The organism is Streptomyces sp. A 4/2 (genome assembly GCF_940670765.1).
GTDB lineage: Bacteria > Actinomycetota > Actinomycetes > Streptomycetales > Streptomycetaceae > Streptomyces.
Window position 1 is genome coordinate 228,916 of the sequence record NZ_CALNVW010000016.1, and the last position, 25,310, is coordinate 254,225.

The 25,310-nt window shown below is 71.3% G+C and carries 19 protein-coding genes; 9 read left to right on the top strand and 10 right to left on the bottom strand.

Going from position 1 to position 25,310, the window contains the following annotated elements; genetic code table 11:
* Positions 1–240: 240 nt before the first annotated feature.
* The 3 genes from NBY69_RS10615 to NBY69_RS10625 are packed head-to-tail and all read right to left on the bottom strand — an operon-like array spanning position 241 to position 3,905.
* Positions 241–1,578, bottom strand: coding sequence for a M20/M25/M40 family metallo-hydrolase (locus NBY69_RS10615; RefSeq protein ID WP_250300320.1), 1,338 nt, complete (start codon positions 1,576–1,578; stop codon positions 241–243).
* Positions 1,575–2,951 (bottom strand): cytosine permease, encoded by a 1,377-nt coding sequence (locus tag NBY69_RS10620; RefSeq protein ID WP_250300322.1) that lies wholly within the window; start codon positions 2,949–2,951, stop codon positions 1,575–1,577. The genes NBY69_RS10615 and NBY69_RS10620 overlap by 4 nt, the downstream gene beginning before the upstream one ends.
* On the bottom strand, positions 2,952–3,905 hold the full coding sequence (locus NBY69_RS10625) for a DUF1177 domain-containing protein (RefSeq protein ID WP_250300324.1): 954 nt from the start codon (positions 3,903–3,905) through the stop codon (positions 2,952–2,954).
* 137 nt (positions 3,906–4,042) lie between these two features.
* Between NBY69_RS10625 and NBY69_RS10630 the strand changes: the two genes are divergently transcribed.
* Together NBY69_RS10630 and pepE are read left to right on the top strand one after the other, a co-directional pair.
* On the top strand, positions 4,043–4,861 hold the full coding sequence (locus tag NBY69_RS10630; protein WP_250300326.1) for an IclR family transcriptional regulator: 819 nt from the start codon (positions 4,043–4,045) through the stop codon (positions 4,859–4,861).
* Positions 4,862–4,915: 54 nt separating this feature from the next.
* Positions 4,916–5,644 carry a dipeptidase PepE gene (gene pepE / locus NBY69_RS10635; protein ID WP_250300327.1) on the top strand — a complete coding sequence of 243 codons (729 nt, stop codon included), beginning with the start codon at positions 4,916–4,918 and terminating at the stop codon, positions 5,642–5,644.
* Between the two features lie 58 nt (positions 5,645–5,702).
* Here the strand turns inward: pepE and NBY69_RS10640 are convergent, their stop codons facing one another.
* Together NBY69_RS10640 and NBY69_RS10645 are read right to left on the bottom strand one after the other, a co-directional pair.
* Complete coding sequence (locus NBY69_RS10640) at positions 5,703–7,367, bottom strand: amidohydrolase (protein WP_250300329.1); 1,665 nt, start codon at positions 7,365–7,367, stop codon at positions 5,703–5,705.
* A gap of 80 nt (positions 7,368–7,447) precedes the next feature.
* Complete coding sequence (locus NBY69_RS10645) at positions 7,448–8,887, bottom strand: cytosine permease (RefSeq protein ID WP_250300330.1); 1,440 nt, start codon at positions 8,885–8,887, stop codon at positions 7,448–7,450.
* A 204-nt stretch (positions 8,888–9,091) separates the two neighbouring features.
* Between NBY69_RS10645 and NBY69_RS10650 the strand changes: the two genes are divergently transcribed.
* Both NBY69_RS10650 and NBY69_RS10655 read left to right on the top strand, forming a co-directional pair.
* A complete protein-coding gene (locus NBY69_RS10650; protein WP_250300332.1) occupies positions 9,092–9,724 on the top strand; it encodes a TetR/AcrR family transcriptional regulator in 633 nt (210 codons plus the stop codon).
* Between the two features lie 38 nt (positions 9,725–9,762).
* A complete protein-coding gene (locus tag NBY69_RS10655) occupies positions 9,763–10,449 on the top strand; it encodes a maltokinase N-terminal cap-like domain-containing protein (RefSeq protein ID WP_250300335.1) in 687 nt (228 codons plus the stop codon).
* Positions 10,450–10,461: 12 nt separating this feature from the next.
* On the opposite strand, the gene NBY69_RS10660 is transcribed toward NBY69_RS10655, so the two are convergent.
* Positions 10,462–11,280: a hypothetical protein gene (locus tag NBY69_RS10660; protein WP_250300336.1), complete on the bottom strand. Its 819-nt coding sequence runs from the start codon at positions 11,278–11,280 to the stop codon at positions 10,462–10,464.
* Positions 11,281–11,571: 291 nt separating this feature from the next.
* Positions 11,572–12,171: a TetR/AcrR family transcriptional regulator gene (locus NBY69_RS10665; RefSeq protein WP_250300338.1), complete on the bottom strand. Its 600-nt coding sequence runs from the start codon at positions 12,169–12,171 to the stop codon at positions 11,572–11,574.
* Positions 12,172–12,360: 189 nt separating this feature from the next.
* On the opposite strand from NBY69_RS10665, the gene NBY69_RS10670 reads away from it, so the two are divergent.
* Entirely contained in the window at positions 12,361–14,643 is a 2,283-nt protein-coding gene (locus NBY69_RS10670; RefSeq protein WP_250300340.1) for a glycoside hydrolase family 3 N-terminal domain-containing protein, read from the top strand.
* A 14-nt stretch (positions 14,644–14,657) separates the two neighbouring features.
* On the opposite strand, the gene NBY69_RS10675 is transcribed toward NBY69_RS10670, so the two are convergent.
* Complete coding sequence (locus NBY69_RS10675; RefSeq protein ID WP_250300342.1) at positions 14,658–15,353, bottom strand: hypothetical protein; 696 nt, start codon at positions 15,351–15,353, stop codon at positions 14,658–14,660.
* Between the two features lie 469 nt (positions 15,354–15,822).
* Here NBY69_RS10675 and NBY69_RS10680 point away from each other — a divergent pair, with 469 nt between their 5' ends.
* The gene (locus NBY69_RS10680) at positions 15,823–17,103 is read left to right on the top strand and encodes a cation:proton antiporter (protein WP_250300344.1); all 1,281 of its coding nucleotides are present in this window, start codon (positions 15,823–15,825) and stop codon (positions 17,101–17,103) included.
* A gap of 42 nt (positions 17,104–17,145) precedes the next feature.
* On the opposite strand, the gene NBY69_RS10685 is transcribed toward NBY69_RS10680, so the two are convergent.
* Entirely contained in the window at positions 17,146–17,652 is a 507-nt protein-coding gene (locus tag NBY69_RS10685; RefSeq protein ID WP_374211256.1) for a DUF664 domain-containing protein, read from the bottom strand.
* A gap of 211 nt (positions 17,653–17,863) precedes the next feature.
* On the bottom strand, positions 17,864–19,117 hold the full coding sequence (locus NBY69_RS10690; protein ID WP_250300348.1) for a cytochrome P450: 1,254 nt from the start codon (positions 19,115–19,117) through the stop codon (positions 17,864–17,866).
* Between the two features lie 444 nt (positions 19,118–19,561).
* Between NBY69_RS10690 and NBY69_RS10695 the strand changes: the two genes are divergently transcribed.
* From NBY69_RS10695 to NBY69_RS10705, 3 genes are read left to right on the top strand one after another with little or no spacing between them, the layout of a single operon-like run.
* Positions 19,562–20,401, top strand: a complete 840-nt coding sequence (locus tag NBY69_RS10695; protein WP_250300350.1) for a phytanoyl-CoA dioxygenase family protein — start codon at positions 19,562–19,564, stop codon at positions 20,399–20,401.
* 15 nt (positions 20,402–20,416) lie between these two features.
* The gene (locus NBY69_RS10700; RefSeq protein ID WP_250300352.1) at positions 20,417–21,001 is read left to right on the top strand and encodes a DUF6309 family protein; all 585 of its coding nucleotides are present in this window, start codon (positions 20,417–20,419) and stop codon (positions 20,999–21,001) included.
* Entirely contained in the window at positions 20,998–25,284 is a 4,287-nt protein-coding gene (locus NBY69_RS10705) for an AMP-binding protein (protein ID WP_250300354.1), read from the top strand. Before NBY69_RS10700 ends, NBY69_RS10705 begins: the two co-directional genes overlap by 4 nt.
* Positions 25,285–25,310 lie beyond the last annotated feature (26 nt).

The following is a 25,310-nucleotide window of genomic DNA, read 5'->3' on the forward strand; positions in this document are numbered from 1 at the left end:
CCAAGTTCATGCATAGGGCATCTTTTTGGCCACGCCCCTTGAACCGTGCCGTGGCCCTCCCGGCCACGCCGGCCGCGCACGGCGGGACCGGCGGCCTCATCGGCCGTGACCCGTCGGCGCGTAAATTGGCCCGAACGGATCCGCCCGGCGGGCCCGCGGAACGCAGTACGCCCCCGGCGTCCGTGACGTCGGGGGCGTACGCGTATGCGGTGACCGGTGCCGGTCGCTTGGGCAGTGCCGTCAGGCGCTCTGCCAGAGCCGGGTCATGACGCGGACACCGAACCGCAGCCCCTCCAGCGGCACGCGCTCGTCCACTCCGTGGAAGAGCCGGCCGTAGTCCAGGTCGTGCGGGAGCTTGAGCCCCTTGAAACCGAAGCACCGGATGCCCAGGTGCGTGAAGGCCTTGGCGTCCGTGCCGCCCGGGTTGCAGTACGGCACGGGGTGCCCGTCCGGGTCCTCCGCGCGTACCGCCGCACACATCGCGTCGACCAGCGGGCCGTCGAACGTGGTCTCCATGGCGATGTCGTGGTTGACCCACTCCCGGCTGACCGAAGGCAGCAGCAGGGCGTCGATGGCGTCGATCAGTTCCTGCTCGTGGCCGGGCAGGAAGCGGCCGTCGACACGGGCGGTGGCCCGGCCGGGGATGACGTTCGTCTGGTATCCGGCCTGGAACATGGTGGGGTTCGCCGAGTTGCGGAGCACCACCTGCATGAAGTCCGAGACCGGGCCGAGCCGGGCGAGGCTGCCCTCGATGTCGTTCTCGTCGAACTCGACACCGTACAGCCGGGCGGCCTCGACGAGCAGGGCCCGCACCGGCTCGATGAGACGGATGGGGAACGTGTGACGACCGATGCGGTTGATCGACTCGGCCAGGTCGGTGACCGCGTTCTCGTCGTTGGGCGACGAGCCGTGACCCGCCCGGCCGGTGGCCGTCAGCTCCATCCACGCCATGCCGCGCTGGGCGTTCTCGATCGGGTAGAGCCTGCGGTCGTCGTCGATCGCGAAGGAGAATCCGCCGCCCTCGCCGATCGCCTCGGTGACTCCGGCGAAGAGTTCGGGACGGTGCTCGACCAGCCAGTGGCCGCCGAACTTGCCGCCCGCCTCCTCGTCGGCGAGGAAGGCCAGCACCAGGTCCCTGGACGGGCGGATACCGGTCCGCGCGAAGTGCCGGGCGGTGGCCAGCATCACGGCCACCGTGTCCTTCATGTCGATGGCTCCGCGGCCCCACAGGTAGCCGTCGCGGATCTCCCCGGAGAACGGCGGCACCTGCCACTCGGCGGCGTCCGCCGGGACGACGTCGAGGTGGCCGTGGACCAGCAGCGCGCCGCGCTCACGGTCCGCGCCCTCGATCCGGGCGATGACGCTGGCCCGGCCGGGCGCGCTCTCGATCAGTTCCGAGTCGATGCCGACCTCCGCCAGCCGGGCCACGACCCAGTCGGCGCAGGCCCGCTCGTTGCTGATGGGGTTGGAGGTGTCGAAGCGGATCAGCTCGGCGCAGAGTTCGACGACCTCGCGCTGTGCCTCTTCGGAAGCGGGGATCGGCTCCGTGCTGATCGGGTCGGGGTCAGGGGTGTTCATGCCGCTCCCACGGGGGTGTTGGTGTCGTGAACGGGGAGTTCCGGGGTGGTCTCCACGGCGGAGGTGCCGTACGGCTTGATCCAGCCCAGCAGGCCGAGTCCCGCGTACAGCACGAAGGCGGTGATCAGCGAGTTGAGCGCCGGGATGCCGCCGTCGTAGAACTTGCCGACGCAGAACGCCGCCACCCAGATGACCAGGGACATCGGGACCCAGGTGGGCGAGCTGGTGGGCAGGGTCTGCGCCTCGCGGGTCTCGTCCAGCGGCTTGCGCATCCGCCGGACGATCCAGTACTCGGCCACGATGATGCCGCCGATGGGCGGAATGGCGACGCCCAGCAGGGACAGGAAGTCCGTGAAGTGCGTCATGATGCCGACCGCCGACAGCAGGGTGCCCGCCAGGCCCAGCACGATGGTGACCGCGCCGCGGTGCAGACGCTTGCCGAAGACGACCTGGAAGAAGTTGACGACGCCGAGCGAGGAGCCGTACAGGTTCCAGTCGTTGACCTTGGCGGTCGACATCAGCACGACGATCACGCCGATCGCGCCCGAGGTGCTCAGCACGATGTGCGAGACCTGGTTGCTCTTGACGAGGTGGCCCAGGAGCACGCCGGTCATGCCGACGATGTACTCCGAGAGGATCATCGACGAAGCGCTCTGCAGGAAGACGTGCGAGCCCTTCTTGTTGAAACGGGTCATCTCGGGGGCGACGATCGCACCGGTCATGAACCCGCCCGCGATGGCGGTGGCCGCCACTGCCAGCGAGATCGGCTCGCCGGGCGGCGGCGAGTGGACCAGGTCCGTGAAGGAGTGCTTGGTCAGGGTGGAGATGACCGACCAGGCGACCAGCGCGAAGAAGAGCGGCGTGACGATCTTGGCGAAGACGGCCATGTACTTGAAGCCGAAGATCACCAGCACCGTGACGGCCAGTCCGGCCACCACGCACCACATCCAGGACGGGCCTCCCACCAGGGAGGAGACGCTGTCACCGAAGATCGTGTTCTGTACGCCGAACCAGCCCACCAGGCTGACCGCGATGACGAAGCTGACCAGGGCGGAGCCGTTGCGGCCGAAGCCGACCCAGCGGGTGAGCAGCGGGGTCGCCAGTCCTTCGCGCATTCCGGCCAGGCCGATCGCGAAGATCACGATCTCCAGCGTCACCGCGCCCAGGGTGAAGGCGAGGAAGGCGTTACCGAAGGTCATCCCCACGCCGATGGTGGCGCCGAGCGTGAACTGCGAGATCGAGCCGGACTGGGCCAGCCACTGGAGCAGCATGCTCCCGAAGCCGAAGCGCTTGTCACGCGGAACGCGGGAGAGCGCGTAGTCGTCGCTTCCGATACCTGTGGTGTCCTCGGCAGCGGGTGGTGAAGTTGCCATTTATGACTCCCGTGACGGGTGGCCGAGGGTCTGCAGATGCGTCAGTGACCCGTAGCGGTTGACGAGGTTGTCGAACTCCCCCACGTCGTGGAAGTCCAGTTGGCCACCGCCGAAGACCTTGGCGGTCTCGACGGCGAACCGTGCGGCGGACGCGATGTCCGTCTCGTGGCTGGCGCCCGTCTGGCAGCCGGGAACCGCGGCGGCCGACGTGATCGCGAGTCCGACGACCGGGGCGGCGGTTGCCGTCGCGGGCTGGAGGATCGAATTGATGTGGTGTGCACCATTACCGTACGGAGTGATGTCCTGTGTCGTCACGGGGTAAGTGACCAACGGCTCACCCGTCACGACGGCCAGCAGCTCACCGAGCTGCTCGCTCACCCGCAGGACCCAGCCCTCCTTGACCGTGGGAGAGAGGGCGAGTCCCTTGTGGTTGATGATCCGGTTGCCCTTGGTGGTGTCGATGGAGAGCACGGCCTCCATGTCATCGGTCACCTCGTGGCGGTTCATCGTGGCGATGTCCACGGGCGAGCCCATGAACGGCACCGGGTCGTGCGGCTCGGTGGGCGCGCTGGGGCAGACGTGCGTGGCGACGATCACGTCACCGGGCAGGACGTCGCCCCGGCGGCGCATGTCGAGCAGTTTGGCGGCGGTGGCCAGCGCGGCGGCGGCGCCGTCCGCGTCCGAGACCAGTCCGGTCACCTCGGGCCGGGCGCCGACTCCACCGAGGCGGCCGACCACACCGAGGGTGCGGGCCGTGCCGCCCGAGGTGCGGCCCCGGCTGCCGTGGATGCGGATCTGTACGAAGTCGGTGGAGCCCCGCTCACCGGCCACCGTGGTGACCCGGGCCCCCGAGCCCTCGGAACCGGCTACGGCGTCGAGGTACTCGACGACGCGCTTGCCGTCGGCCGCGGGATCGTCCAGCAGATCCACGATGTCCAGGACGTACTTCAACATGGGGGGCCTTTCTCGCTACGTCAGCACCCGCTGAGTTCCGGTAGGTGCTTCCGGGGGGTGCTGACAGCAGATTCGGGATCCGATAGCGTTGAGCGCAACTGTTTCCCTCTATTTGCAATTCGGGTCTGGATGGTGAGATGACGTTGGCCGAGATCGATCTGGACCGGCGCAAGCCCGCAGGGGCACTGCAGACCGTCGACCGGGCACTGCTCGTCCTGCTGGCCTTCGAGCGGACCCGACCCGACTGGGGCGTCACCGAGGTGGCGAGCGAGTTCGGCTGGGACACCTCCGTCGCGCAGCGGCTGCTGTCGACGCTGGCGGGCCGCGGTTTCCTGGTCTCCGACCCCGCGACCCGGCGCTACCGGATCGGTCCGGCCGTGCTGCGGCTGAGCCGGCAGTGGGAGCGCTCGGGCTCGCTGGAGCTGCTGGCCGGCCCGGTGCTGGAGGAGCTGTGCCGCACCACCGGCGACACCGTGCTGTTCTGTCTGCCGGACAGCTACCACATGCGCTGCGTGGCGGCGGAGGAGGGCGAGGCCGGGCCGCTGCGGTACTACCCGCTGGTCGGTGAGCTGTATCCGGCGCACGCGGGCGCCACCAGCAAGTCGTACTACGCGTTCCTCCCCGACGAGCAGCGGCACCGCCTCTTCCGCGCCCGCCCGATGGCCCGCTTCACCGACCGCACGGTCACCGACGCCGATGAGTTGGAGCGGGAGTTCCTGCGTATCCGCGCCCAGGGGTACGCGTGGACGGTCGGCGAGTACGACCGCGGAATCGCCACCGTCGCCGTCCCGGTGTTCCTCGGCCGGGAGCCGTACGGCAGCCTCAGCCTGGGCGGGGCCGAACAACTCTTCGCGCAGGGACCCGAGTCCCGGCTCGACAGCCTCCGGCAGGCGGCCCAGCTCCTGGAGAAGCGGCTCACCCACCCGCCCCAGCGCACCCGCCGCCCGCGCACCTGACCCCCTTTTTTCCTCCCGCTACAACACCTGTCCCCTCGCTGAGAAAGCACCACCGTGAATCTGCTGCTTCTTTCCAACTCCACCCAGCACGGCCGTGGTTACCTGGAACACGCCCTGGACACCGTCACCGGGTTCCTGCCCCGGGGCGCCCGACTGGCCTTCGTCCCCTACGCCCTGGCCGACCACGACACGTACACGGCGCGGGTGCGCGGCGCCCTCGAACCGGTCGGCATCACGGTGCGCGGTGTCCACGAGAACGCCGACCCGGTGGCCGAACTGGCCGCCGCGGACGCCGTGTTCATCGGTGGCGGCAACTCCTTCCGGCTGTTGAGCGCGCTGTACCGTACGGGACTGCGCGAGGCGGTGCGCGACGCCGTGCGCGGCGGGCTTCCCTACATGGGCGCCAGCGCGGGCACGAACATGGCCGCGCCCACGCTCCGCACCTCCAACGACATGCCCATCGTCCAGCCGCCGTCCTTCGAGACGCTGGGCCTGGTCCCGTTCCAGATCAACCCGCACTACCTCGACCCGGATCCGGGCAGCACGCACAAGGGCGAGACCCGCGCGGAGCGCCTGACGGAGTTCCTGGAGGACAACGACGTCCCGGTACTCGGACTGCGCGAGGGAAGCTGGCTCCGGGTGACCGGGGCCGAGGCCCGGCTGGCCGGGGAGCGTCCGGCGCGCCTGTTCACGCGGGGCGAGCCCGCCCGGGAGCTCCCGGTGGGCTCCGACGTGTCCGCGCTGCTCGGCACGGAACCGCACTTCGACTCACCGGTGGCGTAACCACGGCCGCCGGGGCCGGGCCGCCGTCCGGGCGGCCCGGCCCCGGGGCCGTTCCGTCTCAGCCCGCGGTGTGCACCACTTCCCCGCCCACCACCACGATCTGGGCGACGGTTCCCGGGGTCCGCTCGATGGGCAGGCCGAGGATGTCCCGGGAGAACACGGCGAAGTCGGCCAGCTTGCCGACCGTCAGCGAACCCCGCTCGTGCTCCAGGAAGTTGGCGTAGGCGGAGCCCATCGTGTAGCCGTGCACCGCGGTCCGTACGTCCACCGTCTCCTCGGGTATCCACGCCGGGCCGCCGGACAACGGCCGCCGGGTGACGGCGGTGTAGATGCCGACCATGGGGTCCATCTCCGCGACGTTCCAGTCGCTGGAGAAGGCCAGCACGGTACCGGCCTCGTGCAGGGAGCGCATGGGCCATGCCTTGTGCCAGCGTTCCTCGCCGACGTTCTCCGCCCAGTCCTGGCCGGGGCCGGCGATCTCCGGCGCGCAGTGCCGGGGCTGCATGCAGGCCACGACGTCGAGCGCCGCGAAGCGCGGGAGGTCCTCGGGGTCCAGGCATTCGACATGGACGACCTGGTGGCGGGCGTCCCGGGGGCCGTTGACGGCGCGGGCCTGCTCGATGGCGTCCAGTACGGTGCGGATGCCACGGTCGCCGGTGGCGTGCACGAAGCACTGGAAGCCACGGGCGTCGAGCGCGGTGAGCAGGTCCGCGAACTCCTCGGGCGGGTAGAAGGTGTCGCCCCGGTGGTGGGCGCACCCTGCGTAGGGCTGGAGCATGGCGGCGGTGCGCGGCTCCACCACGTCGTCGATGTAGAGCTTGAGCGGTCCCAGCCGCAGCCGGTCGTCGGCGTGTTCGCGCGCCGCCGCCGCGAAGTCGTCGAGGTCCGCGCCGGTGGTGCCACGCGGGTGGAAGAGGGCGGCGACGATCCTCGAACGCAGCCGCCCCTCGGCGCGGGCGCGCTCGAACAGGGGCAGGTCGTCGAGGGAGTTCTGCGGTTCGACGACGGTGGTGATACCGAAGCTGATGGCGTCGTCGAGCGAGGCGGCGAGGCGCTGGTACTGGCGGTCCGGGGAGGCCCAGGGCACCCCGAGGGCGTGCAGGGCGCGGTATCCGTCGCGCGAGAGCCCCTTGACCGCGAAGTCGGTGAAGAAGCCGGTCGGTTCGCCGGTCGCGGGGTCCGTCCTCGCGGTGCCGAACGGCAGGTCCGGCTGGGCCGCGGTGACACCGAGCAGCCGCAGGGCGGCGGTGTTGAGCCAGACGGTGTGGACGTCGTAGCTGAGGACGAACGCGGGGGTGTCCCCGGTGGCCGGGTCGAGATCGCGGGCGGTGGGCATCCTGCCGTCCGGGACGGCGGAGTAGTCGAAGGCTTCGGCCTCGATCCACGTGGCGTCGGGATTCGCTGCGCGCCAGCGGAGGATGCGGGCGTGGATCTCCTCCAGTGACTGCGCTCCGGCCAACTGGACGCAGGCGTCGTCCGAGCCCAGCCGGACATGGTTGTGGGCGTCGATGAACCCGGGCAGCACCAGGCGCCCTTCTCCTTCGATGACCTGGGTGTCCGGCCCGATCCACGCCGCGGCCCCCTCGTCGTCACCGATCCAGGCGATGCGCCCGTCGCGCACGGCGAGCGCCTCGGCCCGGGGCAGGCCGGGGTCGACGGTGTGGATCCGGGCTCCGCGCAGAACGAGTGTCGCGGCCGGGGCGGAGGGGGTGCGAGGTGTCATCTGTGGTGCTCCTGCGTGGTTCTTGTCGGTGGGGCATCGGAGTGCGGTGCGGGCTCGACTGCCCGCGTTCCGCAGGGAGTTCAGGCCTGTTTCCGGTACGGCTTCGTCGTGCGGCGGGCGAGCGCCCAGTAGAGGAGGCCGGAGACGGGCGCGCCGAGGGCAGTGAGGTCCATTCCGCCCAGCGGCGCCACCCACGGGCCGGTCCACAGGGCGCTGTCACAGGTGAGCGCGGCGAAGGCCATCCCGCCGAGGAGGGCGACGATTCCCGGGGCGTGCCAGCCCGCGCGGTACCAGTACGCGCCGTCGCGCCCGCCGTGCAGGGCGTCGCTGTCGTAGTGGCAGCGCCGCAGCAGCATGTCGGCGAGGAAGACGCCGCCCCACGGGGCGAACACGATGACCAGCAGGGAGAGGAACGAGAGCAGCGATTCGGTGAAGTCGAGTACGAACAGCGCGGCCAGCGAACCCAGCGCAGTGACGGCGGCACTGATGAGGATGGCCTTGGCGCGGCTCCAGGGGATGCCGAGCACTTGCAGGTTGAGGCTGGAGGAGTACAGCGTGATGATCGAGTTGGTGACCGATCCGCCGAGTACCAGCACGAGGAACACCGGCTGGAACCACACCGGGAGAAGCTTCTGGGTTCCGGCGACGGCGTCGCCCAGGTCCGCCTGGGTGGCTGCCGCGGCCCCGGCGATGCCGAGGACCACGGAGGAGACGAAGCCGCCCGCCGCGCCGTTGAGGGTGAGGGAGCGCAGCGTGGTGGTGCGCGGCAGGTAGCGGGTGTAGTCGGCGGGCATGGGCACATAGCTGAACGGCCCGGCCAGCGTCACCACGAAGGCCAGGGACCAGCCGGTGGCGCCGCCGGGAAGGCTGGGCGCCGAGGTGTCGGTACCCGGCAGCAGGAAGACCAGCAGGGCGGCGAAGCCGATGGCCAGCACGTAGGCCATCCACCGCTCCGCCCACTGCACCGTGGCATGACCCCACAGGGCCACCACGAACGTCAGCAGAAGGGTGAGCAGCAGGGCGACGGCGCGAGCGGCGTTGCCGTGCCAGCCCAGTGAGGCGCAGCAGGCCGCCAGGGCGAGGGCTCCGACGACGGTGTTGACGATGGTGTAGCCGATGCTGACGATCCAGTTCAGCAGTCCGGCCGGCCAGTTGCCGCGTACGCCGAAGGCCGCGCGTGAGATCACCAGCGTGGCGGTGCCGGTACGGACGCCGCTCAGGCCCGCGGCGCTGATGGCGAGGAACGTCAGGCCGCCGGCGACCACGACCAGGACGGCCTGCCAGAAGGAGAGGCCGAAGGAGACCGCGAGGGCTCCGTTGATGACGTAGGTGAACGTCAGGTTGGAGCCGAACCACAGCCAGAACAGGTCCCGGGCGCCTCCGTGCCGCTCGGCGTCCGGGATCGGGTCGATGCCGTGTTCCTCCACCTGGAAGACGTCGTCGGCGGCCGGGGCGCCGCCGACCGCGGGCGGGTGCTCCCCCACTCCTTCGCGCCGCGCTGTGCTCGTCCCGCCGGCCATACGCCGCCGCCTGTCCCGCGACCCGTGTCGCGCATTTGAATGGTGTTCTAAACTCTTGAACGTCATTCAAGATGGAGGCAGCTCCCCTCGGCCGTCAACCCCTTGACGGCAATTCACAGAGATAGGCTCGGCTCCGCAGGCGCCGGGGCACGGGGCGCCGGGGCAAGCAGCCGGGGCGGCGGGAACAGAAGGAGCGGGGACCAGGTGGCAGGGGCGGCGGCACAGCGGCACTCGGCACGCGGCGGCGAGGAGTTGCGCGTACGCATCGTGCGGGAGGCCACGACGGTCATCGCCGAGGAAGGGCTGGCCACGCTCACCATGTCCGCCCTCGCCAAGCGCCTGAACACCAGCGGCGGCCATCTGCTGTACTACTTCGACAGCAAGGACCGGCTCCTCCTGGAGGCGCTGCGCTACAGCGAGAACGCCCTCACCGAGGAGCGCCGGGCCCTACTCAGGAAGCGGGTCACGCCACGACGGCGCCTCGACCTGTTCCTCCAGCTCTATCTGCCCACCGGTCCGCGCGATCCGCGCTGGATGCTCTGGATCGAGCTCTGGGCGCGCACCGGCTCCGACGAAGCCCTGCGCCCCGCCCAGGAGGAGATGGACGAGGCCTGGCAGCAGGATCTCCGGTCCATCCTGCTCAAGGGAGTGGAGCGCGCGGAGTTCGCCCCGGCCGATGTCACCGAGCAGGCGTCCCAACTGCTCGCCCTGCTGGACGGCCTGAGCACCCGTGTCGTCCTGGGGCAGGGCGGGACGGACAGCCGTCAGGCCCTCGCCACGGCCCGCGCCGCCGCCGTACTGCTGGTACCGGGCGCTGGTCCGCGGCACGGCGAGTGACAGGATGAGCAGCCTACCGACGGGAAAGGTGCCATGACATGGCGGTCATCCACAGGACCACACTGACCCCTACGAAGCTGGAGCTCCTCGCCTCCTGGCTCCCTGAGCAGTCCTGGTACCGCGGCAGCGGGCACCAGCCGGAACTGACCAAGGCCGGCGGTTTCCGGCTCGACGATCCGCAGGGCGAGGTCGGGATCGAGTTCATGGCGGTCACCGACGATTCCGGCGACGGGCCGGTGACGTACCAGGTACCGCTCACGTACCGCGGCGCGCCCCTGGACGGGGCCGACCACGCTCTCATCGGCACCTCGGAGCACGGGGTGCTGGGACAGCGGTGGGTGTACGACGGAGCCCACGACCCGGTTCTCGCCGCCCAGTTGTTCGCTCTCGTCGTGGGCGCGGCCGAGCCGCAGGCACAGAACGCGAGCAACAGCCCCGACCCGACCGTCACCAGTCGGCGCGCCGGGTCCTGCCCCACCTCGGCGACCGGGCCCACGGCGGTGGCCGACGGGCCGGACGCCACCGAGATCGGCATGCGCACCCCTGCCGGACCGGGTCGGCTGACCCTCCGCGTGAACCGCGTCCTCCGGCCGGAGCAGCCGGGACGGCCGGGACAGGACGGCTCGTCCGACAGCGCGGCCGGGTCGCTGGGACAGGTCAGCGCCGAGTGGCTGCTGCCGGACGGCACCAGGGCACGCGGGCTGTTCGCCGTCGTCCAGGACTGATCAGGTCGGTCCTCAAGCCGTGAAGCCCACGTGCACGTGGTCGTGGTGGGTGTTGTCGGTGAAGAACTGACCGGCCGTCGCACCCCCGGAGAGCTGGACCGGGCCGCCGACGTTGTACGAGCCGGCCGCCGCCGCGTCCCGCATGAAGGACTCGATCAGCCGGCGTGACGTGGCCGGGTCGACGACCATGTGCCCGTCGATCTGCCATACGTCGAAGGCCCGGCCCAGCGGATGGTCGCTGGGCCGGTTCGTGCCGAACACGTCCAGCGGGTGGCCGGAGCGGATCACGCTGACGTACATCCGATAGGTGCCGGCCAGCCGCAGCAGCGCCTGCAGGACGGTCGGGTGGATGTGCCCGCTGCGGATGTCGGCCTCGGCCGCGGGGGGCAACGTGATCCGCGGGTTCGCCAGCACACGCTGTGCGGCCGAGGGCAGCGACGCCACCGCCGCGCCGGGTCGCGCCGGGTGGAGCGCGGTCACCTTCCAGTGGGGCTGCGCCCGGCTCAGCCGTACGTCGACGGTCGTGCCACCGGCATGACCGGGTGTCCACTGGCGGCAGACCACCAGCACGCTGGCCGAGTCGCTGAGGATGCCGCCGTACTGCGCGTCGATCACCTGGAGTGCGGCCTCGTTCGCGCCCGGCAGCAGCGGTCCCGCCTGGTCCACCAGGGACGGCGCCGCTCCCAGCGCGGCCACCCGCTTCTTCGCCGCGGTCGCGCCGCCCTCTCCGGCGCCCCAGGCGCCGATCGCCTCCACGACCTGTACGGCGCGCAGCTTCACCGCGGGGTCCACGTCGGCGCGGTCCGGGCGCCAGGGCGTGGTCGCGGGCAAGGAGGAACGAGAGGACGGGGACGGGGACGAAGCGCGGCCGGGGCCCGCAGCCGTCCGGGGGTCTCCGGAGCATCCGGCCGCGCCCAGTCCCACGGCTCCCGTGACCAGACCTCCGGCGCCGAGCAGCACCGCGCGTCGGCCGAGTGGTTGTCCCATGCGATGCCCCGATCTCGTTCCGGCCTGTCCGGCACCAGCCTGCGGGACCACCGGGCGCGGCGCATGCGGGGCGCGGCGGACGTGGTGTCCGCCCCGGGAACCGGCTCGGATCGGATCGGCCCTACTCGGATCGGGTCAGAACGGGACGGTGAGCTGGGCCCGGACGTGCGCGCGCAGCACGCCCGCCATGTCCGTCGTGCATCCGCTGAGGAGCCACTGCACCTGGAGTCCGTCCATCAGCGCGATCAGTTGCTGCGCCGCCACTTCGGGCGCGATGCCGGGCCGCAGCGCGCCCGCGTCGTGCGCCTGCCCGTACGCGAGTACCGCTCCCTCCACCGAGGTCCGGTAACGCCGCACGAAGTACGCGTGGGCGGGGTGGTCGGCGGCCGTCGCCTCCGCGGCGAGCACCGAGAACAACTCGACGATCCCGCGGCGCCCCGCGTTCAGCTCGGCCAGATCGGCCATCCTGCGCAGCCGGTCGACGCCGGTCGGGCTGCCGAGCGACATCCACTCGCCGTCGACCTCGTCGCGGTGTTCCAGGACCGCGAGCAGGAGCGATTCCTTGGTCGGGAAGTGGTGCAGCAGCCCGGGGTGGGAGATACCGCAGCGGGTCGCGATCGTGCGCAGTGACGCTCCCCGGTAACCCGCCTCGCCGAACATGGCCATGGCGTGGTCGAGGATCTCGCGCCGTTTCGCACGGCCCTTCGCGTAGCCGCGCCGCTCTTCAGCGGTCACTCGTCACTTCCCGGGTCTCGTCGGACTGCGTCGCCGAACAGATTCGCACACCGGAATACTTACCACTTGGTCGGTATGGTGCGTACCGTGGACCGTCGCGGCCAGCGGGAGCCGTGCCCCGCCCCCTGGGCCGCGTCTCCCGTTGTCCCGCCCGACGAGCAGGACAACGACGTTGCGAAAGGAATCCCTGTGGCCCCCTCCCTGCCCTACCTCGACCCCGCGCTGCCCGTCGCCGAGCGGGTCGACGACCTCCTCGGCCGTATGACGCTGCCGGAGAAGACCGGACAGATGCTCCAGTTGAACGCCAAGGACGGGGTGCGGCACCTCATCGAGGACCTGCACGTGGGGTCGATCCTGCATGCCCCGCCGGACCGCGTTCTGGAAGCCGCCGAGCTGACCGGCCGGACCCGTCTGCGTATCCCGCTGCTTGTCGCGGAGGACTGCATCCACGGGCACTCCTTCTGGGAGGGCGCCACGATCTACCCCACCCAGCTCGGTATGGCCGCGACCTGGGACCCGGCGCTCGTCGAGCGCATCGCGAGGGCGACGGCCGTCGAGGTCGCGTCGACCGGTGTGCACTGGACGTTCTCCCCGGTGCTGTGCATCACGCGCGACCTGCGCTGGGGCCGGGTGAGCGAGACCTTCGGCGAGGACCCGTACCTCATCGGGGAGTTCGCCTCGGCCATGGTGCGCGGCTACCAGGGCGACGGGCTCGCCGACCCGACCGCGATCCTGGCGTGCGCCAAGCACTTCGCGGGCTACTCCGAGACCCAGGGCGGCCGGGACGCCAGCGAGGCCGACCTCTCACGGCGCAAGCTCCGTTCCTGGTTCCTGCCTCCGTTCGAGCGGGTCGCCCGGGAGGGCTGCCGTACGTTCATGCTCGGGTACCAGTCGATGGACGGCGTCCCGATCACGGTGAACAACTGGCTGCTGAACGACGTGCTGCGCGGCGAGTGGGGCTACACCGGGACCCTGGTGACCGACTGGGACAACGTCGGCCGCATGGTGTGGGAGCAGCGGGTGTACGCCGACTACCCGCAAGCAGCCGCGGCAGCGGTCCGCGCGGGCAACGACATGGTGATGACGACGCCGAAGTTCTTCGCCGGGGCGCAGGAGGCGGTCGCCCGGGGCGCGCTCGACGAAGCGGCGATCGACGCGGCGGTCCGCCGCATCCTGACCCTGAAGTTCGAGCTGGGTCTCTTCGAGGACCCGCGCCGCCCCGACCCCGCCCGGCAGGCCGAGGTCATCGGCAGCGCCGAACACACCGCGCTGAACCTGGAGGCGGCCCGCCGCTCACTGGTCCTGCTGACCAACGACGGCACGCTGCCCCTGGCCGGAGGGTCCGGTTCCGGAGGGGTGGTCGCCGGGGCCGGCTCCGGGCCGCGGACGATCGCCGTCGTCGGGCCGAACGCCGACGACCCGCACACCCAACTCGGCGACTGGGCGGGCGCGTCGGGCCAGGCGGACTGGCTGCCGGACGGTCACCCGCGCGCGATGATCAGGACCGTGCTCGACGGATTCCGTGCCCACTCCCCCGCGGGCTGGACCGTCTCGCACGCGCGGGGCGCCGACATCCTCACGGTGGGCCCGGATCCGGAGGGCGCGTTCTTCCCCGACGGCCAGCCCCGGCCGGACGTCGTCGTCCCCGCGGAACCGGACGAGACCCTGATCGGTGAGGCCGTCGCCGCGGCGCGGGCCGCCGATTACACCGTCGCCGTCGTCGGCGACCGTATCGAGCTGGTCGGCGAGGGCCGGTCCACCGCGACCCTGGAACTCGTCGGCGGGCAGGTCGCGCTGCTGGACGCGCTGGCCGCGACGGGCACACCGCTCGTCGTCGTGGTCATCAGCTCCAAGCCGCTGGTGCTCCCGCCCTCCGCGCTGGGCGCGGCGGCGATCGTGTACGCCTTCAACCCGGGCATGCAGGGCGGTCGGGCGGTGGCCGAACTGATCCTCGGCCTCGTCGAACCGTCGGGGCGTCTGCCCGTCTCCTTCGCACGGCACGCGGGGCAGCAGCCGACGTACTACAACCAGGTGCGCGGACAGCACGGCACCCGGTACGCCGATCTCACGCAGCATCCGGCGTTCGTGTTCGGAGAAGGGCTGAGCTACACGACCGTCACCTACACCGGTCTCGAAGTCCGGACGCCCACCCTCGGGGCGGACGACACGCTGCACGCCCGTGTCACGGTCCACAACACGGGCGAACGGCCCGCACGGGAGACCGTGCAGGTCTACGTGAGCGACACCGTCACCTCGGTGACCTGGGCCGAGAAGGAGCTGAAGGCCTATCAGCAGGTGACACTCGCCCCCGGTGAGTCACGCGAGGTCGTCATCGAACTGCCGGTCTCCTCGTGCTCGCTGGTGGACTCCGAGGGCCGTCGCGTCGTCGAGCCCGGCGCCTTCGAGCTGCTCGTCGGCCCCTCGTCACGCGACGAGTCCCTGCTGCGGGCGGGCTTCACCGTGAAGGGCTGAGACCTGCGGACGGGTCAGGAGAACAGCGGACGCCACGCGATCCGCCAGTGCGGACCGATACCGGGGGCGAACAGCTCACCCGTCGGGGAGATGCGTCTGGCGTCCGGAGAGAGGACGAACGGCAGGGGGAGATAGGACCTCCCGTTCTTCGGCTGGCGTACCCGGGTCTCCACCGTGTACGCGGCCGAGTCCTCCGGGTGGACGTAGACGGCGTCGTACGGCTCGCCCTCCCCCCGGCCTGCGGCGGCTTCCTCTTCCCGGGTCGGGATCCGCGGTGCGTGGCCGCCGAGCATCGCGACGGCGCGTGCCTCGTACCCGTCGGCCAGGATGTTCGCCACCGGACACAGGCCGTCGGCGCCGTGGTCCACCGCGGCCCGAGCGGCGTCGACGGCGTCCCTGGCGGTGGCGGCGAACTCGTCGCGCAGCGGTGAGGTGTTGTCGACCGCGGCGCCGAGGGCCAGCCGGGCGGTGTCGAGGGCGAGGAGCGCCGCGCGGCCGGGGGCGGCGCCGACCGCGGCCTCCGCCGCGATGTCGGCGGCCGTTCGCCCCGCCGCGTCCCTGACCTCGGCGCCCCCGTAGGCGACAGCGCGAGTGGCAGCGCTTGCGGCGCGCGCGAGGTGGCGGGCCCTCGCCTGCTCGTCGGGTTCGGCGGGCCCGTCCACCGGTCCGTCCCCGAACTCGTCGGGACCCGTGGGGAGAAGCGTGCTCATCGGTGTACCTCCGGCGTCCGCGGGGCGCGGCCCGTGCGCCGTACCCCATCCGGCCACGGTCTGCCGACGCGGACCGGCCACAGGTATTCGGAGCTGATGCGGTGCCGGATTGGCCGCATCCGCAGCCGGTTCGCGGAGCGCCGGGGCGAGCGCCGCTACGGCGTCGGTGCCGCCTCGGCCACCAGGTGTCGCAGGTTCGATTTCGGCCGCGCGCGGAGTGCGCAATTCCCCCTGGCCCCGCCCGTAATGGAGTATTGACAATACTCGGACAGCGATACCCACTCCGTGCGAGATCGGCTCGGCTACAGTCGGCTCACCGCCCTGCAGCGTAAGAGTCGAATGTCCACTCCGCAGCGGGACCGTCTCCCGGATCAGCGCATTCGCCCCCGGTTCAGGCAACACGTTCCGGGGCCCGGCCGGCTTGTCACAGTGAACGTGCCGTACGCGGCGCGGACGACAGGGGGAACCCATGAGCCCGGACAGCACCATCACGCACCTGGTCGGAGCCGCCGCGATCATCCTGGTCGTGGCCAACGGAGCGGGCCTGCTGGCCCGCAGACTCGGACAGCCGTCCATCGTGGGCCAGTTGACAGCCGGGATAGCCATCGGTCCCAGTCTGCTGTCCCAACTCCCTTCCTCCGTCGGCCGGATGCTGTTCCCCGCGGAGATCACCCCCATGCTCACCGCCCTGAGCCAGGTCGCCCTCGTGCTGTTCCTGTACTTCGTCGGGTACGAACTGGACCTCCGTCTGCTGCGCGGCCGGTCCCGCACCACGCTGACGGTGGCGTTCGCGGCGTTCGCCGTGCCCATTGCGGTGGGTGGGGGCGCCGCGCTGCTGTTCCACGGCACGCTGGAGAAACTCGGCCTCCCGCACGACGTGCCGGTGCGTTCGACACTCTTCCTGGCAATCGCGTTGTCGATCACGGCCGTTCCGGTGCTGGTCGTCGTGGTGCGCGAGTCCGGGCTGGCCGGCACGGTGCCCGGCGTCATCGCCGTCTCGGCTGCCGGGCTGATCGACATCCTGGGGTGGACGGTCCTGGTCGGCATCCTCCTGGGAACCGGCGACCGGTCCGGAATGGCGATGCCGGTGCGTCTGGCCCTGCTGCTGGTGACGGCCGTGGTGATGGTCTGGCCCGCGCGCCTGCTGCTGCGCTGGTTCATGCGGCGTCCCGGCGTCAGCCAGGGGCCGCGGCTGGCGGTACTGATCGGTTTCGCCTTCACCGGCGCCTGGGCGACCAGCGCGCTCGGCCTGCACGTGATCTTCGGGGCACTGCTCGCCGGAGTGGTCACGCCGCGCGAGCAGGACGGCACCCCCGACCCGGAGTTGGTGCGCTCGCTGGAGGGTGTCGGGTCGCTGCTGCTGCCGTTCTTCTTCGTGGTCTCCGGCCGGAGCGTGAGTGTCGGCGCCCTGACCGGTACCGCAGTGGCCGCCTTCGTGGTCGTCACGGTGCTCGCGGTGGTCGCCAAGGTGGGCTCGGGCGCACTGGCGGCGCGCGCGTGCCGTCTGGACAAGCGGACCTCGGTGACGGTCGGGATCCTGCTCAGCACCCGGGGTCTGACCGAGTTGATCGCCCTCAACGCCGGTCTCCAGGCGGGCCTGTTGAGCGGTCCTCTCTACACCGTTCTCGTCCTCATGGCCATCGCCACCACGCTGCTCACCCAGCCACTGCTGATCCTTTCCCGCCGCATCCGAGCGGCCGACACCGACCCGCACACCTCGGCGGACCCGGTATCGGCGGGCGTCCGCTGACGCCCGGGAGGCATTCGGTCGTCAGCGTGTTGCGGGCAAGCCTCAGGTCAGGACCATCCACCGTCGGCCGTCGATGAGTTCCCGTGCGGCATCGAGGTGGCCCGCGTGGCACGCGGTCTCGGTGATGACGTGCAGCAGGACGTCCCTGAGGGTGTGCAGGTGCGGCTCGCCGAAGAGATGCCGGGGCCACCAGACCAGGGGCGTGTCCGCGTTCGCAGCGGTGACGACGGTGTCCGCGAGGTGTGCCTCCGCGCGGTACCGGTCGAGGACGTCGACGGCCCGGACGTCCGGCTCCACCTGCCAGGCGTTGTCGATCTCGTCCAGCGCCCCGATGACCTCCTGGTCGCCGAAGGCCACCGCACGGAACCAGAATCGCTCGACGTCGAGGGCGAGGTGCTGGACGAGGCCCAGGCAGCTCCACCCGGAAGGCAGTACCGGTCGGCGCAGGCCGTCCGCGTCGAGTCCGTCGAGGATGCCGAGGACATGGCGCCGCTGCCCGTCCAGGACCGAGAGCAGTGTCCGGATCTCCGGATCCGGTGCCGAGGTCAGGTGGGCCGTGTCGGATGCGTCGGTGTGCTTCACCGTACAGAGGATCTACGAACGGGCCCGGCCCTGTACAGAGGCCGCCCGGATCTTCTGCCGACGACGGCGCCCGGCCCGGTGAGGACGGGATCGTACGGGCGCGCGCACGGGCGCGGCATGACGGAGGCCGACGGCTCCTCGCACACGAGCGCTCACGCCGGTGCGAGGGCGGCCGGCTTCAGCGCAGGTGCACGGGGAGCGATTCGATGCCGTACACGATCGACAGCTTGCGGAAGGTCAGGTCCTGCGGCGGGACGGCGAGGCGCAGGTGAGGGAACCTGCGCACCAGGGCCGGGTAGGCGGCGCGCAGTTCCATCCGGGCGAGTTCGGCGCCGATGCAGCGGTGGATTCCGTAACCGAAGGCGAGGTGCCCGGTGGTGTCGCGGTGCGGGTCGAAGCGTCCGCCGTCCGCGGTGTACGACGGATCACGGTTGGCGCCGCTGAGCGAGCAGAGCACCATGTCGCCGCGCGGGATGACCTGTCCGGCTATCTCGATGTCCTGCCGGGCGAACCGGGGGAAGGCGATCTGTACCGCGGTGAGATAGCGCAGCACCTCCTCGACGAACGGCGCGGTCAGCGCGCCGTCGGTCCGTATTCGCCGGAAGAGGTCCTCGTCCCGCAGCAGGACGAGCGAGCCGAGAGCGAGGGTGCTGGCGGTGGTCTCGAACCCGCCGGTGAGCACACCGTCGGCGAGGCCGGCGAGTTCCTCGTCGTCGACGTTGTCGCCGTGCTCGCGCACGATCATGCCGAGCAGACCGTCGCCCGGCTCGGCGCGCTGCTTCTTGACGACGTCCCGGAAGTAGGCGAGCGAGGCCGACATGGCGCCGAAGGGCGCACGCGATCCGGCGGCGAGGTCGAAGCGGTCCATGGCCAGCTGCTGGAAGTCGTGGCGGTCCTCGTACGCCACGCCGAGCAGTTCACAGATCGTCAGGGACGGGATCGGCAGCGCGAATTCCTGCACCAGGTCGACGGGCCCCTGCCGGGCGTCCATCGCGTCGAGGCGCTCCTCCACGATGGCGTCGATCCGGGGGGCGAGGCGCCGCAGCCGGCGCATCGTGAACTCGGGGGTGAGGATGCGGCGCAGCCTGGTGTGTACGGGGGGATCGCTGAACCCGAGTCCGCCGGGCGTCTGTTCCGCCGTCACGCGGGCATTCGCGGCGAGGTGGGCGAAGTCCGTGCTGAAGGCGTCGGCCGCGCCGAGGACGGCTCTCGACTCCTCGTAACCGGTGACGATCCAGGCGTCCATGCCGAACGGCAGCGAGACCTTGGACACCGGCGTCGTCGCCTGTACCTCGGCCATCCGGTCCACGGGGTCCATGCCGTCACGGCGCATCAGCATCAGCAGGTCCGCGGGCAGCAGTCGCATGGTTGAGGGGCCGAGCCCGCGCTGCTGAATCCTGGACAGGTAGGCGCGCCCGATGCGGGCGGTCATACGAGAACGGAACGTCGTCCTCAACGTGCACTCCAAGGGCTGGGCAGAAAGCGCGGAAATGAAGTGGGCGGGTGTCGACACGGCTGGCGGCACGTGGCGTTGTGGTGCGTCTCAGGGCAGGGCCAGGAGACCGCCGACGCTACACACAGTGGTGTGGGCACGCACATCCGCGGCCCCCCGCAGGTCGCGGTGAGAACGGAGAGAGGACTTCGTCCCCCTCGCGCAGGAAGTCGTGACCGCTGTGTTCGCCCCGGGCCCCGAGGAGCGCGCCGGCCATGCCGTGGGCCTGGCAATACCCTCAGTTGCACGTACAACAAACCGACGGATTCGGGACCCGGCCAAGGCTTTTCAGCCGTTTTCCGTGATCACAGTTGCGGCAGAAGTGGTTCTGATTACGTTAGGGGCTGTTTTGACAGTACGAGCCCGGGAAGGGTGTGGTTCGCTGTGTCCACGCTGCCGACGACGGCCGAGGAACATCCGGAGAATCCCCGCGCCAGCCTCACTTTCGAAGGCAACACACTACTCTCGGCGCAGCAATTTACGGATTCGGGGTACATCGTATTGCCCGGCCTCATTCCCGAATCGCTGCAGGACCGGCTCAGGCCCGAAGTGGACCGCTGGGTGGACGACGGACTGCGTTCACGTTCCATAGCCGCCTGTGCCGACCACGGCGCCGAAACCCCGCCGCCGCTCATGGAACTGGAAATGCCCGCACACGGTGAACTTCTCACTTACGAGCCGTTGTTACGGGTGATCGCGGATCTCATGGGCGCGCCGTTCGTCTTTCACCATCTGCACAGCGACCGGCACGGTCCCGGAGTTCCCGGAAAGCCGTGGCACCACGACCGTGAGCCCAACGACCGTGGCGATCCGGAGCTGTTGATGGTGCACGCGCTGCATTATCTCGGTGGTCTCGACGGGACGATAGGAAGCCTCGCGATGGTGCCCGGGTCCCATCGTCGGCCCCGGAGCAAGTCCGCGTTCGCCCACCTCGGCAGCGCCGAGCTGCCCGGCGAGGTGGTGATCGACACGCTGCCGCCCGGCTCGACCGTACTGATCAACTCCGCTCTGCTGCACGCCCGCAGGCCCGCGCCGAGCCCGGCCGGTGCCGCTCCCCGCTATTTCGTCGACGCGTGCTACTGCCAGACGGGGGCACGCTGGCGTCCCGCGAAGCCGTACTGGCGGCAGATGCTCGCCACGGCCCGGACCCTCGGTCTCGACGGCGGGCGGTGGCCGGAACTCTTCGCCGAACGGCATTTCACCGAGTACGCCCGGTCGGCGTGAGAAGGAGTGGCATCGATGCAGATCATCGGTCCGGTCACATTCGACGAGGTGCTCACCGCCTTCCATCAGGACCATCCCGTGGCGCGTGACCACGGGAACAACACCAACCAGGACGCGGAGAATGTTCTCCTCCTGGCCGACAAGATGTTCGGCACCTGGTCGAAGGTACGGCTGACCCGTGCCGAATTCCGCGAAGTGATACTGCCCTGGCACCTCAGCGAGGGCGGTGGGTTCGAGCTCGTACCCCGCACCGGGCGGACGGTCGGCGAGGCCGCGGACCTGCTCAGCTCGCGTGCGGCGGAGCTGGCGGCGGCCAACCCCGTCTGCACGGCGAAGATCGCCCGGTTCCGTGACGCCCCCTTCTCCTCCATCTATCTGAGCACCCGCCCGGTGACCCACGACCACTACGCGGACCTCCCCACCGGCGAGGGCATCGTCCACCTCGACGGCCTGCACCGTCTGCTCGCCTGGGAACTGTCCGGGCGGCTGTCGCTCCCGGAGAGCCCGACCGTGTACATCGCCGGTGATCTCGCCCCGGGCGCCCCGGGTTCCGTGAGCGGCAGCACACCCGATGCCACAGCCGGAGGTCCACGAACATGACGGATGCGGACCGCTCCCGCACTTCGCTGCCCGAACTCCTCATACGCAACGCCCTGTCCCATCCGGACCGGCCCGCGCTCAGCGACGGCGCACGCGCCTTCGACCACCGACGGCTCGACACCGTGGCCGGCCACGTCGCGGCCCGCCTCGCCGAGCTCGGGACCGGCCGCGGCGACCGGGTGGCGCTGCTCGGGGCCCGGGACGCCCGGGTGTGCGCGCTGTTGCACGGCATCCTGCGCTCGGGAGCCGCCGCCGTACTGGTCGATCCGGGGTGGAGTCCGGACGATGTACGCCGGAGGCTGGACGCCGTCGGGGTGCGCCAGGTTTTCACCACGACCCCGCGGATGCGGGCCCCCGAGCCGTACCGCACCGAGTTCGTCGATGTCGACACGCTCGCCAAGACCGATCCCGTCGACCCGCCCGCGGTCTTCCCCTGGGCGCCCGCCGACCTCGCCTACCTGTCGTTCACCTCGGGGTCGAGCGGGGAGCCGAAGGCGGTCGCGGTCACCCACGCCAACGCCGTGCACTACGCGCGGTCCCTGCGCGACCGGCTGGGGTTCACTGCCGCCGACGCGCCCTGCGTCGCCCACGTCACCACGCTTGCCGCGGACCTCGGTCACACCTCGTGGCTGCTCGCGCTGGCGACCGCCGGATCGGTGCATGTCGTCCCCGACGACCGGACGCGCGACCCGGAGGCGTTCTGGGCCTCGCTGCACGACGCCGGGGTGTCGGTGCTCAAGACCACGCCCTCGCATCTGACGGCGCTGCTGGCAGGCCGTCCTTCGCACGGGCCCGTCCTGGACACCTTGATCCTCGGCGGCGAGGCACTGCCCCGTTCGCTCGCCGCGAGCCTCCTCCGGGACGGCGTCACCGCGCGGGTCGCCAACCACTACGGACCGACCGAGACCACCGTCGGGGCCACCTGCTTCCTCGCGTCCAGCGAGGCCGAACTGCCCGCGGACGAAGTCACCGTGCCGATCGGCACGGCCATCGGCGAGGTCGAACTGCGGCTGGAGCGCGACACGGTGGCGGGCGACGCGGTCGACAGCGACGTGCTCAAGGGCGACACGGTCGAGGGCGGCGTGATCGAGGGCGACGTGGTCGAGGGCGAGCTCCACATCGGCGGAGCAGGGGTGAGCGCCGGGTACTTCGGGCGGCCGGAGGAGACCGCGCGCCGGTTCGTCACGCGCGAGGGGCGGCGGGAGTACCGGACGGGTGATGTGTGCCGCCGCCGGCCGGACGGGAACCTCGTCTTCGTCGGCCGGTCCGACCGCCAGGCGAAGGTCCGGGGCTTCCGCGTCGATCCCGTCGAGATCGAGCACGCCATCGGGGAGTTCCCGGATGTCCGCCAGTGCGCGGTGATCGTGCGCGCCACCCCCGCGGGCAGTCATCTGGTGGCCGCCGTACGGCTGTCCGACCGGTGTGCCGAGGGCGAGGCGCTCGCCGCACTCCGCTCGCACCTGCGTGACCGGCTGCCGGACTACTCCGTCCCCCAGCCGATCCTCGCGCTGCCGGACTTCCCGTTCGGAGCGAACGGAAAGCTCGACCGCGAACGTCTGAGCAGCGCCGTGTCCGGCCTCATCGAGTCCCGGGCCCGCACGGCACGCCTCGAACCGTCCGCCCCGGCAGAGGGCGCCGACCGGGCCACCGCGTCGCTGGCACACACCATCGCCGAGCTGTGGGCGGACGCACTGGGCCTGCCCGTGGTGGATCAGCACGCCAACGTGCTGGACCTGGGCGGCGACTCGATCCTCGCGATGCGCACCATCGCGTCACTGCGCCGACGCGGCCACCGCGTCGCCTTCCAGGACTTCTACGAGCACCCGACACCCACCCTGCTGGCAGCGGCAGCGACTGCTTCCGCGCACCGTCCTCCGCAGCCGCGCTCCGACACCGCCACCGAACCGGGCCGGCTCGCTCCCGCGCAGCGCTGGTTGTTCCGACAGCCCATCGACGAGCCACGGCACTGGAACCAGTCCGTTCTGCTGCGGTGCGGGCAGCGCGTGGACACGAGCGCCCTGTCGGCGGCGGTCCGGGCCGTCCTGCACCGCCATGCGGCGCTGCGCCGGCCGCTCGGCCCCGGCGGTCCCGGGCGTACCCGGCCCGAGGCCGACCTGGACACGGTGAGCCACACCCGGCTGCGGGCTGCCGACGCCTTGTCCGAGACGGTCGGCACGGTCTGCACCGAGCTGCACCGCAGTCTCGACCCGGAAGCCGGACGCCTGCTGAGGGTGCATCTGTTCTCCGGCGGGCCCGGTGTGGACGACCGGCTCGCGCTGATCGCCCACCACCTCGTCGTCGACGGACTGTCGTGGCGCATCCTGCTCGACGACCTCGCCACCGCCTACCGGGCCGCGCTGTCCGGCCGGCAGGCCGACCTCCCGCCGACCGCCGACTTCTACGCGTGGGCCGCTGCCGTGCCCCCGACCACCGCCGTGCACCCGGCCGCCGCACCCCGGCTCCCCGAGGACGACGCCACCGGTGGTGCCGAACCGGCAGCCCTCACCTGGTGTCTCGACGAGGAGGCGACGGACCGCCTCGTCGCGCGCCACGGGCGTGCCCAGCGCCTCGAAGCGGTGCTGCTCTCGGCGTTCGCCGACGCCGTGCCGGCCTGGAGCGGCCAGCGGAGTCTCGCGGTGGAGGTGGAGACCCACGGCCGGGAGACCGGCAGTGACGACGGGCAGTACCTGGACACGGTGGGCTGGTTCACCGCCGCCAAGTGGCTGACCATCGACGCGGCGGACGGCACACGGCGGGTGTCCGAGGTCGAGGATCTCGTCCGGCGGGCACCCCAGATACCGATGGACGCCGAAGGGGCGCGCCCCGAGGCCGGGTTCAACTTCCTGGGCACGTTCCGGCTGCCCGAGGATCCGGCCCTGGGCTGGTCGGTGGCGGACGAGCAGGCCGGGGCGGCCCGCTGTCCCAGCGGCGACACGCTGTACCGGCTCCGCCTCACCGCCCGGATCGTCGACGGCAGGCTGGTGACCGATCTGGTGTACGCATGGCCACAGCTCTCCCACGACCACGCGGAACAGATCTTCACCGCCTTCTCCCACGCGGTGGCCGGTGCGGCGGACACCAACGCTCCTCCCCACGTCAGGGCAGGGGTGTCCACCTCCGGTCAGCTGCTGCACCGGGGTGCTGAACCGTTTCGGGGCGGCTGGCGAGTCGTGCGCGAGCCGGCACACGTACTCCTGACCGGGGCGACCGGCTATCTGGGCCGGCACGTACTCACCGAGCTGGCCGACCAGGGCGCACGGGTGACCTGTCTGGTGCGCGGGAGGAGCGACGCCGAGGCGGCCCGGCGGCTCGGCGGCGCCGAAGTGATCGCCGGTGACATCACCCGGGAGGGCCTCGGCCTCTCTCCCGCCGGGCTCGCACGGGCCCGTACGGCCCGTGTCGTCGTACACGCCGCCGCAGACGTCCGGTTGGTGGCCTCACCCGCCGAACTGGAGCGGACCAATATCGCCGGGGTGCGGCAACTGCTCGACTGGATCGACGCGCACGCCCCCGGTGCCCGGCTGCACCACATCTCCACGCTGGCCGTCGCGGGCGGTGTGGCCGGTCCCGCACGCCGGTTCAGCGAGGCGGATCTCCGCATCGGCCAGAGCTTCCGGACCCCGTACGAGAAGGTGAAGTTCGGGGCGGAGGAGACCGTCCGTGCCTGGGCCGCCTCCGGCGGTCAGGCCTACATCCACCGCAGCGGCCACATCGCGGCACACAGCAGGACCGGGGCGTTCCAGGACAACATCGCGGACAACCGGGTCTATCAGACCGTCCGCGGCTACGTACTGGCCGGCGCGGCGCCGAGCCGGCCGTCGGCGACGTTCGAGTTCTCCCACGTGGACACGGTGGCGGCGGGGATCGCGGCGATCGCGAGCTATCCGTACGCGGCGCCGGGCGTCTACCACGTCGAGTCGCCGCACACCGTCCCGCACGACGAGCTGGTGACGTGGATGACCCGCCACGGCTATCCCGTCCGGCTGACGGACGACGCCACGTTCGCCGCGGCGCTGGCCCGCGCCGAGGAGCACCATCCGGACATGGCCCGAATCGCCTCGGCCTGGTCCCAGCTCGGCGACCGCAACGTCGTCTTCGACAGCTCGTGGACCCAGGTGGTGCTCGGCCGGCTCGGGGTGCGTTTCGCCGAGCCGACCGCGCAGTGGTGGTCGGCCGCGCTGTCCTGGGCGGCCGGTACCGGCTTCCTCCCGGCGGCCGTCGCCTGTCCCGACAGGCCTGGGCCGCATGCCGGTTCACCTTGCCCCTCCCCCAGCCGGCCCTGACCGCCGGCCCGCACCACCCTGCCCAC

Coding starts and splice junctions, on each gene's coding strand:
- NBY69_RS10615 (WP_250300320.1), bottom strand. CDS start 1,578: ATGAACACCCCTGACCCCGACCCGATCAGCACGGAGCCGATCCCCGCT.
- NBY69_RS10620 (WP_250300322.1), bottom strand. CDS start 2,951: ATGGCAACTTCACCACCCGCTGCCGAGGACACCACAGGTATCGGAAGC.
- NBY69_RS10625 (WP_250300324.1), bottom strand. CDS start 3,905: ATGTTGAAGTACGTCCTGGACATCGTGGATCTGCTGGACGATCCCGCG.
- NBY69_RS10630 (WP_250300326.1), top strand. CDS start 4,043: ATGACGTTGGCCGAGATCGATCTGGACCGGCGCAAGCCCGCAGGGGCA.
- NBY69_RS10640 (WP_250300329.1), bottom strand. CDS start 7,367: ATGACACCTCGCACCCCCTCCGCCCCGGCCGCGACACTCGTTCTGCGC.
- NBY69_RS10645 (WP_250300330.1), bottom strand. CDS start 8,887: ATGGCCGGCGGGACGAGCACAGCGCGGCGCGAAGGAGTGGGGGAGCAC.
- NBY69_RS10655 (WP_250300335.1), top strand. CDS start 9,763: ATGGCGGTCATCCACAGGACCACACTGACCCCTACGAAGCTGGAGCTC.
- NBY69_RS10675 (WP_250300342.1), bottom strand. CDS start 15,353: ATGAGCACGCTTCTCCCCACGGGTCCCGACGAGTTCGGGGACGGACCG.
- NBY69_RS10680 (WP_250300344.1), top strand. CDS start 15,823: ATGAGCCCGGACAGCACCATCACGCACCTGGTCGGAGCCGCCGCGATC.
- NBY69_RS10690 (WP_250300348.1), bottom strand. CDS start 19,117: ATGACCGCCCGCATCGGGCGCGCCTACCTGTCCAGGATTCAGCAGCGC.
- NBY69_RS10700 (WP_250300352.1), top strand. CDS start 20,417: ATGCAGATCATCGGTCCGGTCACATTCGACGAGGTGCTCACCGCCTTC.
- NBY69_RS10705 (WP_250300354.1), top strand. CDS start 20,998: ATGACGGATGCGGACCGCTCCCGCACTTCGCTGCCCGAACTCCTCATA.